At 56.5% G+C, this 13,593-nt stretch carries 13 protein-coding genes and 1 pseudogene; 1 reads left to right on the top strand and 13 read right to left on the bottom strand.

Annotated elements, in window-relative coordinates; genetic code table 11:
- The 7 genes and pseudogenes from AC5LBQ_RS08435 to AC5LBQ_RS08405 form a co-directional block, all read right to left on the bottom strand.
- Positions 1-741 (bottom strand): annotated as a pseudogene (locus AC5LBQ_RS08435) (protein translocase subunit SecD); the annotation flags it as partial.
- A 53-nt stretch (positions 742-794) separates the two neighbouring features.
- Complete coding sequence (locus tag AC5LBQ_RS08430; protein ID WP_491680487.1) at positions 795-1,280, bottom strand: preprotein translocase subunit YajC; 486 nt, start codon at positions 1,278-1,280, stop codon at positions 795-797.
- A gap of 72 nt (positions 1,281-1,352) precedes the next feature.
- Entirely contained in the window at positions 1,353-2,390 is a 1,038-nt protein-coding gene (gene ruvB / locus AC5LBQ_RS08425; RefSeq protein ID WP_493265195.1) for a Holliday junction branch migration DNA helicase RuvB, read from the bottom strand.
- The gene (ruvA, locus tag AC5LBQ_RS08420) at positions 2,383-2,967 is read right to left on the bottom strand and encodes a Holliday junction branch migration protein RuvA (RefSeq protein WP_295027800.1); all 585 of its coding nucleotides are present in this window, start codon (positions 2,965-2,967) and stop codon (positions 2,383-2,385) included. Before ruvA ends, ruvB begins: the two co-directional genes overlap by 8 nt.
- Before the next feature lie 36 nt (positions 2,968-3,003).
- Entirely contained in the window at positions 3,004-3,645 is a 642-nt protein-coding gene (gene ruvC, locus AC5LBQ_RS08415) for a crossover junction endodeoxyribonuclease RuvC (protein WP_297345840.1), read from the bottom strand.
- Between the two features lie 8 nt (positions 3,646-3,653).
- Positions 3,654-4,415, bottom strand: coding sequence for a YebC/PmpR family DNA-binding transcriptional regulator (locus AC5LBQ_RS08410; protein ID WP_297345839.1), 762 nt, complete (start codon positions 4,413-4,415; stop codon positions 3,654-3,656).
- A gap of 149 nt (positions 4,416-4,564) precedes the next feature.
- Positions 4,565-6,004, bottom strand: coding sequence for an L-serine ammonia-lyase (locus AC5LBQ_RS08405; RefSeq protein WP_493265194.1), 1,440 nt, complete (start codon positions 6,002-6,004; stop codon positions 4,565-4,567).
- A 215-nt stretch (positions 6,005-6,219) separates the two neighbouring features.
- Between AC5LBQ_RS08405 and AC5LBQ_RS08400 the strand changes: the two genes are divergently transcribed.
- The gene (locus tag AC5LBQ_RS08400) at positions 6,220-7,911 is read left to right on the top strand and encodes a methyl-accepting chemotaxis protein (RefSeq protein ID WP_493265193.1); all 1,692 of its coding nucleotides are present in this window, start codon (positions 6,220-6,222) and stop codon (positions 7,909-7,911) included.
- 62 nt (positions 7,912-7,973) lie between these two features.
- On the opposite strand, the gene AC5LBQ_RS08395 is transcribed toward AC5LBQ_RS08400, so the two are convergent.
- The 6 genes from AC5LBQ_RS08395 to thrS all read right to left on the bottom strand — a co-directional run bounded on the left by AC5LBQ_RS08395 (position 7,974) and on the right by thrS (position 13,351).
- The gene (locus tag AC5LBQ_RS08395; protein ID WP_493265192.1) at positions 7,974-8,606 is read right to left on the bottom strand and encodes an NUDIX hydrolase; all 633 of its coding nucleotides are present in this window, start codon (positions 8,604-8,606) and stop codon (positions 7,974-7,976) included.
- Between the two features lie 30 nt (positions 8,607-8,636).
- Complete coding sequence (gene pdxT / locus AC5LBQ_RS08390) at positions 8,637-9,263, bottom strand: pyridoxal 5'-phosphate synthase glutaminase subunit PdxT (RefSeq protein WP_493265191.1); 627 nt, start codon at positions 9,261-9,263, stop codon at positions 8,637-8,639.
- A 42-nt stretch (positions 9,264-9,305) separates the two neighbouring features.
- Positions 9,306-10,205, bottom strand: a complete 900-nt coding sequence (gene pdxS, locus AC5LBQ_RS08385) for a pyridoxal 5'-phosphate synthase lyase subunit PdxS (RefSeq protein ID WP_282921644.1) — start codon at positions 10,203-10,205, stop codon at positions 9,306-9,308.
- Positions 10,206-10,266: 61 nt separating this feature from the next.
- Complete coding sequence (gene ybaK / locus AC5LBQ_RS08380) at positions 10,267-10,740, bottom strand: Cys-tRNA(Pro) deacylase (RefSeq protein WP_295027807.1); 474 nt, start codon at positions 10,738-10,740, stop codon at positions 10,267-10,269.
- 42 nt (positions 10,741-10,782) lie between these two features.
- Positions 10,783-11,340: an HIT family protein gene (locus tag AC5LBQ_RS08375; RefSeq protein WP_493265190.1), complete on the bottom strand. Its 558-nt coding sequence runs from the start codon at positions 11,338-11,340 to the stop codon at positions 10,783-10,785.
- A 1-nt stretch (position 11,341) separates the two neighbouring features.
- Positions 11,342-13,351, bottom strand: coding sequence for a threonine--tRNA ligase (thrS, locus tag AC5LBQ_RS08370; RefSeq protein WP_493265189.1), 2,010 nt, complete (start codon positions 13,349-13,351; stop codon positions 11,342-11,344).
- Positions 13,352-13,593: the final 242 nt, after the last annotated feature.

The raw sequence follows: 13,593 nt of genomic DNA, 5'->3' as shown, positions 1-13,593 counted from the left end.
ATCGGGATATTTTTCCGCCTCTTTCATGAGTTTGTCGAACGGAATCGCCGCAGAGGACGGCTGTTTAGTGGCCGGGGCGATAGCGGGTTCAGTCTGTTTCGGCTCGCTCGGCGTGGGTGTGGCACTGGGGTTCGTTGAGTTAAACACCAGGGACTGCGTCTGACCTTTTTCGGCCGGTGCAGACGGCGGAATCGTCACGGTGTTCTTGCCTTCACCAACCGTAGTCTGAGTCTCTTGGCCACCAGTTTCGCCAGCTGCTGGCTGGTTTTGTCCGGCAGGAGCCGCGGTACCGGTCAGCTGTCCCAAGAGCGCTTGGGGATCTTCATTGTTGGTAGCGTTGCCGGGTGCGCTGAGCAGCACGGTACGGAAACGCATGACCGCGGACTGCTGAATCAGAGCTAAAGTTTCTTCACTGGGGTTGCCTGGAATACCAACCGAGATATTTTCCTGGCCATTTCGCGCAATCTCAGCCTCGGCCACACCGGAGGCGTCGATACGTTGGCGAATAACCTCAATGGCTTGTTCAATATCAGCGTCTGAGATGGCCTTCGCTTTGGCTTCAGTATTCTTCGGGGTGAGAATCAGCTGGGTTCCACCTTCGAGGTCGATTGCCAGTTTCGGGGCGTACGAGCCATCTGAGAATATGGTCGAACCGACCAAGGTCCCAGCCAGAGCCACCACAATCACGGCGAAAAATATGAGTGTGCGCAACGCCTTGTTCTTTGTCTTCTTGGCAGCCACAGATTTTCCTTCTTTTATCTAACTTTCACTGTCTGTTATAACGTTTCTTCGGGTCAATAGGTGTGACCCTCACCTTTTTCGGTGTCATCTCCTGACGGGGAATCTTCCCCCATATTGGAGCCGAAACCGGGTTCTTCCGGCTCGGTGTCAGGCATTTCCGGGGTGGACTCAGCCACCGGGTCTGCCTCCGCTTCCACTGCGGAATCGGAATCAGAGTCGGCGACCGTTCCAAAATTCGGATCCTCAACTTTGGCGATAGCCTTGAGATCCCACAAGGTTTCCTCACCGGTCAGATTAGCCAAGGTAATGACTTCCCCACTGACTTCAACGACTTTTCCAAAGAACCCCGAAGTGGTACGCACCCAGGTTCCCGGAGTCATCATTTGTTCCATGCTCTTGCGCTGTTCTTCCATCTGAGACACACGTTTCTGGCCGGAGCGGCGCATAAAAACAATCATCAACACAAACGCGAGGCCGAGTATCACCCAGGTAATAATGGGATTTTGGGCGTTGGTTGCAGCAGTTTGAAATGGCAGCACAGATAAACCTTCCTTAAAATAGGCGACCGTCCAAGTCTAAAGCCTGCGGGTTAAAAACGGAAAATATACCCTCTAAAACAGGGCATTTCCCGCCGGCGGGGTGACCCCGAGGTGTTCGCAACCCTTCGGAGTAATGGCACGTCCCCGGTTGGTGCGCACCAGGAGACCTTCGCGAACCAAGAACGGTTCCACGACTTCTTCAATCGTCTCCGGTTCCTCCCCGACCGACACCGCGAGGGTGTGCAGCCCGACTGGCCCGCCGGCAAACCTCTCTATTACCGCCCGTAAAACACTGCGGTCCAAGCGATCCAAGCCGAGTTGATCGACCTCAAAAAGTTCCAGGGCGCGGCGAGCCGATTCCAGGTCGCATCGGGGATGGTCGTGAACCAGGGCGAAGTCAATGACCCGGCGCAACAAGCGATTTGCCACCCGCGGCGTACCGCGTGACCGCCGGGCGATTTCCTCTGCTGCGTCTTCGGTGATTTCAGCACCCAGCAAACTGGCGGAACGCTTCACGATGAGAGCCAAATCCGGTGGCTGGTAAGGCTCCAGATGGGCGGTAAAGCCGAAACGGTCGCGCAGCGGGGCAGGTAACAACCCCGCCCGGGTCGTGGCACCGACCAGCGTAAAGGGCGGTAGCGTCAAGGGAATCGAAGTCGCTCCTGGTCCCTTGCCCACCACAACATCGACCCGGAAATCTTCCATCGCCAGGTAAAGCATTTCTTCGGCGGGACGCGCCAACCGGTGAATTTCGTCAATAAACAACACATCGCCCTCCTGCAGGGAGGACAGTATGGCTGCTAAATCCCCAGCGTGACCGATTGCTGGCCCGGAAGTCAGACGCAGCGAGGAGGACATTTCCGCGGCGATAATCATTGCCAGAGTCGTCTTGCCCAGTCCGGGAGAACCCGCTAACAAAACATGGTCAGCGGCTTCGCCGCGTTCTTTGGCCGCTGAGAGGACCAGTTCCAGCTGAGTTTTGACCGTTTCCTGACCGATGAAATCGCTGAGCGTCTTTGGTCGCAAAGCTGCTTCGGCAGCGCGTTCCGCATCGGGGGCGGAGGAATCGACCAAACGCTGCTCGTAGGAAAAATCTGTATCTTCAGCCACGTTTGCTCCCCAGGTACTTTAAGGCTTCCCGCAGCGCGGTGGGGGCATCACTGGCCTGCACCGCGTTGACGGCTTCGGTGGCGAGGGCTTGGTTGTAACCCAGATTGCTCAGCGCTTCCACAACGGTGCTGGCGTTAAACCCAGATGCCGTCCCCGCGGGCGCCACCGCGCCGGGAACACCACCGAGTTTGTCCCCGATTTCCAGAATCATTCGTTCGGCAGATTTCTTGCCGACTCCAGGAATGCTTTGCAACGTGGTCACGTCACTATTAGCCACCGCCGCAGCCAAAGCCTCGGGACTCAAAACCGACAGAGCGGCCAAACCGAGCTTGGGACCTATACCCTTAACCTGCATCAGAGTCGCGAAAGTATCGCGTTCTGAGGCTGTGGCAAATCCATAGAGAGTGAGGGAATCTTCGCGTACTACCAGGTAGGTTTGCACCGTGGCGACTGTATCTGGAACCAAGGCGGCCAGAGTATTGGGGGTAGCAAAAAATTCCAGCCCCAGTCCCCCCACCAGCACCGTGGCACGGTCCAGCGTCTTGGAGACGACTTCCCCTTTAATTATCGAAATCACTGATTGTCCTCGCGGTTGGCAATTCGAACACTTGTACTATAGCGGTTTCTGGCGCCGCCGCGGATCCACCGCGCCGGAACGTCGAGTTTTCGCTTCCGCTTCCGCCCACAAGCGTTGGGCGGCGGTCAAGTGGGTTCCGGCCGGAGTTTTCACTTTCCCACTGAGGCTGACGCTAAAGTCCCCATCTGAACTGGCACCGAGAATCCCCGTGCCACGCCAGGCTTGGGTGATGGCGATAGCCAACGCATCTGCCGCATCGGCGGGTTTCGGGGGTTTATCCAGTCGCAGGATTCGCGCCACCATGGCTTGCACCTGCGCTTTCGAGGCGCTCCCGTTGCCACTCACAGCCGCTTTCACTTCCGAGGGAGTGTGCACCGCCACGGGCAGACCTTGACGCGCTGCCTCGACCATCGCGATTCCCATAGCCTGCATAGTGGTAGCCACGGATTGACGATTTTCTTTCGCAAAAGGACGCTCCAAAGCCACAATGTCTGGCTGAAAGCGGGCGATTGCCTCCGCTATGCCCTGCGAAATTTTCAACAGCCGAAACTGGGTGGCAGTGTTCGGGTCGCTGCGCACCACATCGACATACACCAAGGTACACTGCCGGCTCGTGTCAAAGTCAACGACCCCGATACCACACCTGGTGATACCGGGGTCGATGCCCAAAACTCTCATGTAGACGTTTACTCTTCAGCCTCGTATTGCTCAATGACGTCATCGGAAGCATCGCCGTTCATATATACGTTCTGAACGTCGTCGCTGTCATCAAGAGCATCAAACAGGCGCATGACCTTACGGTAGGATTCCAAGTCCAGGTCAACCTTGACCGAGGGAACGAACTGGGATTCAGCCGAATCGTAGTCGATTCCCGCGTCTTGCAGAGCGGTCCGCACTGCCACCAAATCCGTCGGTTCAGTTTCGATAATAAAAAGTTCACCGGCATCCTCAACGTCATCAGCGCCGGCAGCCAGCACTGCATCAAGAATCTTGTCCTCGTCCAAGCCGTCAACTTTGGCGACCTCGATGACCCCGCGGCGGGCGAACTGGTAGGACACTGAGCCGGAATCAGCCATGTTGCCACCGTTACGGCTAAAGATGGTACGAACTTCGGACACGGCACGATTCTTGTTGTCGGTAAGGCACTCCACAATGAAGCCCACACCACTGGGGCCGTAGCCTTCATAAGTGATGGACTGCCAGTCGGCACCGCCAGATTCAGCACCGGAACCGCGCTTCACCGCGCGATCGATGTTATCCGCAGGAACAGAAGATTTCTTAGCTTTCTGAATGGCGTCAAAGAGGGTCGGATTGCCGGCAGGATCGCCGCCGCCGGTACGCGCCGCCACTTCGATGTTCTTAATCAGGCGCGCAAACAGCTTGCCGCGCTTGGCGTCAATGGCAGCCTTCTTATGTTTCGTGGTGGCCCATTTTGAGTGACCCGACATTGGTGTATCTCCTTAAACTTCTTGCCTATAACGAAGACATTTTAATAAAACATTCCTCGAATCGTCTAACTGAGGTTACCGCAAATCCGACTTAATTCCCGAACCGCAGTCGCGCCATACCTAAATTTCAGTTCCCCAGCGAACCTTTCTCAGCATTCCACAACGTTGACCGCCAGTCCCCCGGTGGCGGTTTCTTTGTATTTTGAACTCATATCCAAGCCGGTTTCGTACATCGTTTCAATGACTTCGTCAAAGCTGACCCGATGCGTTCCGTCTCCCCACAAGCTCATGCGGGCGGCATTAATGGCTTTGACCGCGGCAATCGCATTGCGTTCGATGCAGGGCACCTGCACCAGTCCCCCGATAGGATCGCAGGTCAAGCCCAGATGATGCTCCATGGCGATTTCAGCTGCGTTCTCAATCTGATGGGGACTGCCCCCCAAAGCCGCCGCTAAGCCTCCTGCAGCCATCGCCGCCGCGGAACCGACTTCGCCTTGGCAACCAACTTCAGCCCCAGCCACGGAGGCATTCGTTTTAATGATTCCGCCCACGGCCCCGGCCACCGTCAGGTAGTCCCGCTGGGCCGGACCGCATTTCGTTTCCACTTCAGGACAAAACCACTGCAGGTAGCGTCCCACCGCGGCTACGATACCCGCCGAGCCGTTCGTGGGGGCTCGCACCACCATTCCGCCAGCCGCGTTTTCCTCGTTCACCGACAGCGCCCACAAGTTCACCCAATCCATCGCTCGCATGGGGTCTTGAGCGAAACTACGCCAAATGGCAGGAGTTCCAGGTTTGCCGTCACGAGCCCGCAAGTGGGTGAACAGCCGGTGGGCTCGGCGTGGCACGGACAACCCGCCCGGCAGGATGGTTTCCGTGTTCGCACAGCCGTTATCGATGCATTTGTTCATCATCTTGCGTAAATTGTCCAGCCCGTGTCCCAACTCCGCACGGGTCATGCGGCTCAACTCGTTGGCACGCACCAGGTCGCCGAGCGATTTGCCTTCGCTTTGCGCCAGTTGCAAAAGGTCGTCCATAGAGTTGTACGGGTAAGGCACGGCAGTTGCGGCGGCACTTTCATCCAGTGAGGTCAGCTCTCCGGGCTCCCCAAAATCCGCCTCATCACGAGTGACGAAACCTCCGCCTATCGAATAGTAGCGTTTCGAAAAGGTTACCTGGTCGTCGTCATAGGCCCGAATGACCAAAGAATTGGCATGGAACGGGGCAATCGTTTGCGGCCGGTAAAGCAGGTCCCGTTCAAAGCAAAAAAGCACCGTCAACCCGCCCGGCAAGACTAGTGACCCTTCGGGAGTCACCGCATCTAACAAACGTGCGACCCCACCGGGCTGTACCGTGGCTGGAACGAAACCGGAAAGTCCACACAGCACAGCGCCGTCGCTGAGGTGTCCGCGACCGGTAGCCCCCAAAGAACCCTGAAGTTCAACTTCCAGGCGCTGGAAGGGCCGCCCGGAATCAAGCAATAGTGCCACGAAATCCGCCCCGGCTCGCATCGGACCGACGGTGTGCGAAGCGGAGGGGCCGACACCGACTTGGATAACATCAAACACGGAAAGCGAGGACGCGAGCATGAATCCAAATTTTAGCCTGAAAGCCATCCTCGGGACAGCACCACGCACCTGTAACATGTTTCCCGGCCAAGCCCACGTTGCCCATAAAATCAGTTCCGTTAAATTTGCACCAACCCGCCGTCCATCAAAATCCCACATATCCTGGAGTTTTATGGGTAAAATAGGCCTGGACTGCGAATTTTCCGGTCCATCCCCATTTTGCTCAGGAGGCCTCGATGAAGCTCAGCTCCCTCGTTAAAATTTCTTACGCTCTCATTTCAGTATTCGCCGTTCTCGCGATTTTCGCGACTGTATTCAGCCAAGTACAGTTCGGAACCATGCGCGGGGACATCCAAGAAAAGGCTGATCAAACGGCACAAGCGGCACGGGTTTCTACCGCCTCAGCCAACCTGACGAACTATGTTCAGGAATACGTTGTGACTTTGGACCCCAAGTGGTTGGACATGTACTGGAAAGAAGTCGCGGCTAACAACAAGGCTGATGCAGTCGAACAGTTGGAAAAGCTGGGTGCTCCCGCTTCGGAAACCGATTTGGTTAAGCAGGGTATGGCTAACTCAGATAACTTGGTGGATTTGGAGACTCGCGCCCAGCGGCTAATTATGGATTCACAAGGAATGGACCCCAGCGAGATGCCTCCTGCGGTCGCCGAATGGCAGGTCAGCCCGGAAGATGCCGCCCTGGACCCCGATGCAAAACAAGACTTGGCACGGGAGCTGATTTTTGGGGATCAGTACAACGATGAAGTCGAAAAAATCATGACCCCAATCCAGAAAGGCGTGGATCACATGAACCAGCGCTTGGATAGCAGCGCCCAAGCCTCGGCTACCGGTGCTGATGTGGCTTTGTGGATTCTTTCTATCGTGGCGATTGCCCTGGTGGTTGCCGTAGTCATGCTGCTGCTCATGTTCAATCGGACTACTGCCCGCCCGGTGCAGGAATTCCGCAGGATTTTGGAAGCTCACGATGCCAAGGATTTGACGGTACGGCTGCGTTCCCTGGGTGTACAGGAAACCCAGCAGTTGGCGCAAACCATTAACTCCAAGAATTCCAGCATTGCTGAGTTGATTTCCGTTATCGCGACCAGCGCCCAAAGCCTTGAGAAACACACTTCTCAGATTGACGACACCACAAACAAGATGAACTCCGAGGCACGCCAAGCCGCCGAGGAGGCCGGCAAGACCGCCGCCAACGCCAATGAGGTTTCTGCCGCCATCTCTACCGTCGCCGCCGCTTCGGAAGAAATGGGGGCTTCTATCCGCGAGATTTCTTCCAATGCCACCAATGCCGCGGAAGTCGCCAATCACGCAATGGAAGTCGCGTCTCACACGACAGAAATCATGTCCAAGCTATCCGATTCCTCCCAGCGTATCGGTGAAGTTATTGCTTCGATTACCCAGATTGCTGAACAAACCAACCTGCTGGCTCTCAACGCCACTATCGAAGCCGCCCGTGCCGGGGACGCCGGTAAGGGATTCGCGGTCGTTGCTGGGGAAGTGAAAGACCTTGCTTCTCAGACCGGCACCGCGACTTCAGATATTTCTGCCCGTGTGCTGTCCATCCAGGAAGATACCGCGAACGCGGAGCAAGCCCTGCAACAGATTACGGAAGTCATTAGCCAAATCAATGAATCTCAAACGGTAATCGCGGCGGCTGTGGAAGAACAGACCGCGACCGTGAACGAAATTTCTCACTCCGTACAGAGCGCCGCCGAGGGCTCGGCTGGAATTGCCTCTGATATTGAGATGATTGCCGGAGCCGCCACGAGCAACTCTGAGGAACTGGAGAAAATCTCGGAAACGATGCAAACCGTGTTGAGTATCTCGACTGACTTGGCTGAATCCGTGTCAGGGTTCAAGGTGGATAACACTCCGGCTGCCACGTCTGACGAATCGCCTACCGAGCAATAGTTTCGGTCGGAGAAATGCTTTTGGTGCCTGGTCTTTGACCGGGCACCAAACGTTTAACCGGCTCAGTGGCGTTTCCCCACGGTGCCTTCGCTGATTTCGGGGCAGCTTCCGTCCCAGCCACGCAACCAGCCGCGGGCCAGAGAGACTAAATCCAACGGGTAAACCACCGCTCCGTCAGCTATTTCATGCTGTAAAGCATCGAGGTTCCACCATTTCAGTTCATCTAAAACTTCCCGTTCGACCTCAGTAAAACCATCACGCACAAACACGGGCGACCCGGGAAGCCTGGTGAAATAGAAAAGTTCGTCCTGACGGCAGGTCAGCGCGTGAAAGTCGAAGGTGGCGTGCCGGCGCAGCACTGGACCAACCAGCTCATCTGGATTCAGGCGGTAGCCGGTTTCTTCAAAAAACTCCCGCACGGCCCCGTCTCTAGGGTCCTCCCCCGCTTCCAGACCGCCCCCAACGGTAAACCACCACCAGTGCTCAAAGTCTGAAAAATCGTGTCCACGCAGCAACAGCAGCTCATCGCGACTGTTGAAAGCCACGACTCGGGCCGCCTGACGATGGTAATAGCCGGCCTCGTCCTGGGGCCATTCCCGCAGAAAATAGTCGTCAATAGAGGTTTCGGTGTCGTTGTCAGGCCTAGTGCTCGGCGCTGTTTCGCCGTGCCCGCCGGAGTGTAAAACCTCGTCCATGACCTGTTCCCTCGCCCCTTCGGTGTCGTCTCAGTTGGTTTGCGCCTTCACAAGGTTCAGGAAGTAGCGGTGTACGCGCAGGTCGTCGGTAACTTCGGGGTGGAATGAGGTCGCCAGCAAGGGGCCTTGGCGCACCGCCACCACGCGCGGAGCCGACTGCGGGGTCTGTTGCCAAGTCGAGAGCACTTCCACCCCCGCTCCGACTGATTCCACCCAGGGGGCGCGAATGAACACAGCTGGAAGGGGCTGGTCACCGCCAAAAGAACCGGGGTCCACAAAACTTTGCGCCGAATCGACTTGCCGGCCAAACGCGTTGCGCCGCACGACCACGTCCAATCCGCCCAGGGTTTCTTGGCCGTCTATCCCGTCAACGATGTGGTCAGCCAGCATAATCATGCCCGCGCAGCTGCCATAAATGGCTTTTCCGCTGTGGACAAAGTCTTTCAACGGGTCAAACAGGTCGAAAGCGCGCGCTAGCTTGTACATGGTGGTCGATTCCCCGCCCGGAATAATCAGACCGTCCAAATCCTGCAGGTGGGAAGGAACTTTCACCTCCACCGGTACGGCTCCCAGCGCGCGCAGAGCCCGCGCGTGTTCAACCACCGAACCTTGCAAAGCGAGGACACCCACGTGCCATTGATTTTGCTCCAAAGTCATCCTTTTCTCTGGCTTATTGGCAAAACTCAGCAATACCGCGGATTACCAGCCGCGCTGAGCCAGGCGCGCGTCATCGGGAATGTCGTGAACATTGATACCGACCATAGCTTCACCCAAGGAACGGGACACCTCAGCAACGACTTCCGGTTCGTTGTAGCGGGCTGTGGCCTTGACAATCGCCGCCGCACGCTTCGCCGGATCGCCCGACTTAAAGATGCCAGAACCCACGAACACGCCTTCGGAACCCAACTGCATCATCAACGCTGCGTCAGCCGGAGTGGCAATACCGCCCGCGGTAAACAGCACGACCGGCAGCTTCCCGGTTTCCGCGACCTCTTTGACCAGCGGATAGGGAGCCTGTAATTCTTTAGCAGCGTCAAACAGTTCATCGGGACGCATGGTGGTCAGGCGGTTGATTTGCGAAGTCATGGTGCGCATATGGGTTACCGCGTTGGACACGTCCCCGGTACCGGCTTCGCCCTTGGAACGAATCATGGCTGCGCCCTCGCTGATACGGCGCAAAGCCTCACCGAGGTTAGTGGCTCCGCACACGAAAGGCACGGTGAAATCCCACTTGTTGATGTGATGCTTGTAGTCAGCCGGGGTTAAAACTTCGGACTCATCGATGTAGTCCACCCCCAGGCTCTGCAACACCTGAGCTTCCGCAAAATGGCCAATCCGGGCTTTTGCCATCACGGGAATAGACACCGCGTTAATGATTCCGTCAATAAGATCAGGGTCGCTCATCCGCGCGACGCCGCCTTCAGCCCGAATATCCGCTGGAACACGCTCCAAAGCCATCACCGCCACGGCACCGGCATCTTGGGCAATCTTGGCCTGCTCAGCGTTAACGACGTCCATAATGACACCGCCCTTGAGCATTTGAGCCATGCCCCGCTTCACCAAATCAGTCCCGGTTCCTTGCGCCAGTTGATCAGACATTTTGCCTTCTTTCCTTGTTCAAATTCTGGTTACGATTTCTCAGTCGTCCCCATTTTAGCGATTACTGCACGATATCGGCGAAACTGGCCGACACCACTTGTGCCAAGTCCTGAGGATTAACCACAATTTGCTGGCCGCGCAATCCTGCCGAGACATAGAACTTATCGTGCAATACGGCGGTTTCTTCGATAACTGTGGGGAACAATTTTTTCATCCCTAACGGGGAGCATCCCCCGCGGATATACCCCGTCACCTCCCGCAGCGTCCGCCAGTTGATGAGCTGGACATGTTTCACGCCGAAATGCGCGGCGGTCTTTTTCAAATCCAGTTCGGCATCGGCGGGAACGACCGCGACATAGTGTCCGCCCTGCCCGTCCTCCAACACCAGGGTCTTGTAGATGAGTTCGGCGGATATCCCCAAGACTTCGGCGGTATGCAGTGCGCCGATGTCCCCGTCCGTGGGATAACTCGAGGTTTCGTAAGCTACCCCGGCGCTGTCCAGCAGTCGCATCGCGTTAGTCTTGGTAGTTTTCATCGTGATTGAGCTGCAGTTTCTCAAGTCCGGTACCGAGAGGTTTCAGATTTCGTGCGGCTGCCAGTCACCGAACGCCTGGGCCAGGACCTGGCGGGTCTGGCCCAACAGTTCCGGGACGGCTTTCGTGCGCGCCACGATGGGAAAGAAATTCGCGTCCCCCGCCCAGCGCGGCACGATGTGTTGATGCAGGTGTCCGGCGATTCCGGCACCCGCGACCGTGCCTTGGTTCATCCCCAGGTTAAAGCCTTGCGGCGCTTTGACCTGGCGAATAACCTCCATAGTATGCGCGGTCAGCTCGCCGAATTCGATACGCTCAGCAAAGCCCAAATCGGTGTAGTCAGGAACGTGCCGGTAAGGCAAAACCAAAACATGGCCGGGATTGTAGGGAAACAGGTTCATCACCACGAAGCAGGTCTTGCCCCGATACACAATCAGGTTCTGTTCGTCGTCCCCTTTCGGGCCCTCGCAAAACGGACACGCTTGTACATCACGATGCGGCCCATCGTCGATGTACACCATTCGGTGAGGCGTCCACAGGCGCTCCAGTCCGTCAGTTTGCGCACCGAAGTTTTCGCTTGATTCCGCGGGTAAATCAGTCATATTAATCGTTCCTGCGGCTGCGGATGGCCTCCAGGATTTCCGCTATCGCTTGGTCAATCGGGACACCGTTCTTTTGCTCCCCGCCGCGGTACCTAAAGGACACCGCGTTCGCCTGCGCGTCCTCGCCACCAGCAATGAGGGTGAAAGGAATCTTGTCCTTGGCGGCATTGCGAATCTTCTTGCCGAAACGGTCATCGGTCGTGTCGACCTCGACCCGCACACTTTCCGCCCGCAACCGGTCCGCAATGTGCTCGCAGTAATCATTGAATGCCTCTGCTACCGGCACCAAACGCACCTGCACCGGCGCCAGCCAAGCCGGGAACGCTCCGGCGTAGTGCTCGGTCAGCACCCCAAAGAAACGTTCGATAGAACCGAATAGGGCACGGTGAATCATGACGGGACGCTGCCGAGTGCCATCCGCCGCAGTGTATTCCAAATCGAAACGTTCAGGCAGGTTGAAGTCCAGCTGAATAGTCGACATCTGCCAAGTCCGCCCAATCGCATCGCGGGCTTGCACGGAAATCTTGGGACCGTAGAACGCCGCCCCCTCAGGATCCGGCACCAACTCTAAGCCCGAGGCTGTGGCAACTTCGGCCAGTGTATTGGTCGCTTCCTCCCAAATCTCGTCCGTACCCACGAACTTGTGCGGATCCTTCGTAGAAAGTTCGAGATAAAAGTCATCCAAACCGTAGTCTTTGAGCAAATCCAGCACGAAGTTCAACAGTTTCGTCAACTCGTCTTTCATCTGTTCACGCGTGCAATAGATGTGGCTGTCGTCCTGGGTAAAGCCGCGTCCGCGGGTCAAGCCGTGAACCACACCGGATTTCTCGTAACGGTAAACGGTCCCGAATTCGAACAATCGCAGCGGTAGCTCCCGGTAGGAACGCGAGCGGGATTTATAGATGAGGTTATGCATGGGGCAGTTCATGGGCTTCAAGTAATAGTCGAAGCCTTCCTTCGTAACGTTGCCGTGGTCGTCGCATTCCTCGTCCACGCGCATGGGCGGGAACATGCCGTCTTTGTACCATTCCAAGTGCCCTGACGTTTCAAACAGCTGCCCCTTGGTGACGTGCGGAGTGTAGACGAAAGAGTACCCCTCCTCCAGGTGGCGACGCCGAGAATAGTTTTCCATCTCCATGCGCACCATCGCCCCCTTGGGGTGGAACACGGCCAAGCCGGAACCGATTTCCTCTGGGAAACTGAACAGGTCGAGCTCATTGCCCAACCGGCGGTGGTCGCGTTTGGCGGCCTCCTCCATGCGGGTCACGTAATCTTTCAGGTCGTCTTTGGTCGCCCAAGCGGTGCCATAGATGCGTTGCAGGGAGTCGTTGGCTTGGTCGGCGCGCCAGTACGCGGCCGACACTTTCATCAACTTAAACACGCCGTTCAACAGACGGGTCGAAGGTACGTGCGGGCCACGGCACAAGTCCTTCCAGGCGACCTCACCGTTCTTGCGCACGTTGTCGTAAATCGTCAGTTCGCTACCGCCGACTTCCACGGAAGCCCCTGCTGCAGCCTGGTCATTGTCCGCATCCGTCCCTTTCAAGCCAATCAATTCCAGCTTGTAAGGCTGATTGGCGAGTTCCTGGCGGCCTTCCTCTTCGGTGACGACCCGGCGCACAAACTTTTGGTCTTCTTTGCAGATTCGCGCCATGTATTTTTCAATGGCCTTCAAGTCCTCCGGGGTAAAAGGCTCGTCAACGCCGAAATCGTAGTAAAAGCCGTTTTCGATGAAGGGTCCGATACCGTACTTTACGTTCGGGCGAACCTGCTTGACGGCCTGGGCCATCACGTGAGTGCAGGAGTGGCGCAGAATGTTCAAGCCCATCTCGGAGTCAATAGTGATGGCTTCGACTGTGTCCCCGTCGTGAAGTTCGCGATACAGGTCGCGGGCCTGACCGTTGATGAAGTAAGCAATGACTTCTTTGCGGTCCCGGTACAAGTCCTCACCGGTGATGGTGGATTCAATCTGGGTTGCTTTCCCGTCAATAGTGACGTTAATCTCGGACACTTTGCGCCTTTCTCAGTCTTGGTTTACTAAACAATCTTATACGCGACGCAATTAAACGAAAAAAGTTTTAGCTCCATTCCTCTAACGACATGACCGGAAAAGACAAAGAATTCTGGAATCAGACCACGCAAATTTGCTTGCAGACCACACCGCCGTGCCAGCAATTTTGCTACGCAAAAATGCGCTCAACCCACATCGCGGTGCCAGCAATTTTGCTACGCAAAATTGCGCGCCACTTCCTT

It is taken from the genome of Mobiluncus sp. (genome assembly GCF_985070215.1).
This window is presented reverse-complemented; position numbering and strand designations above follow the sequence as displayed.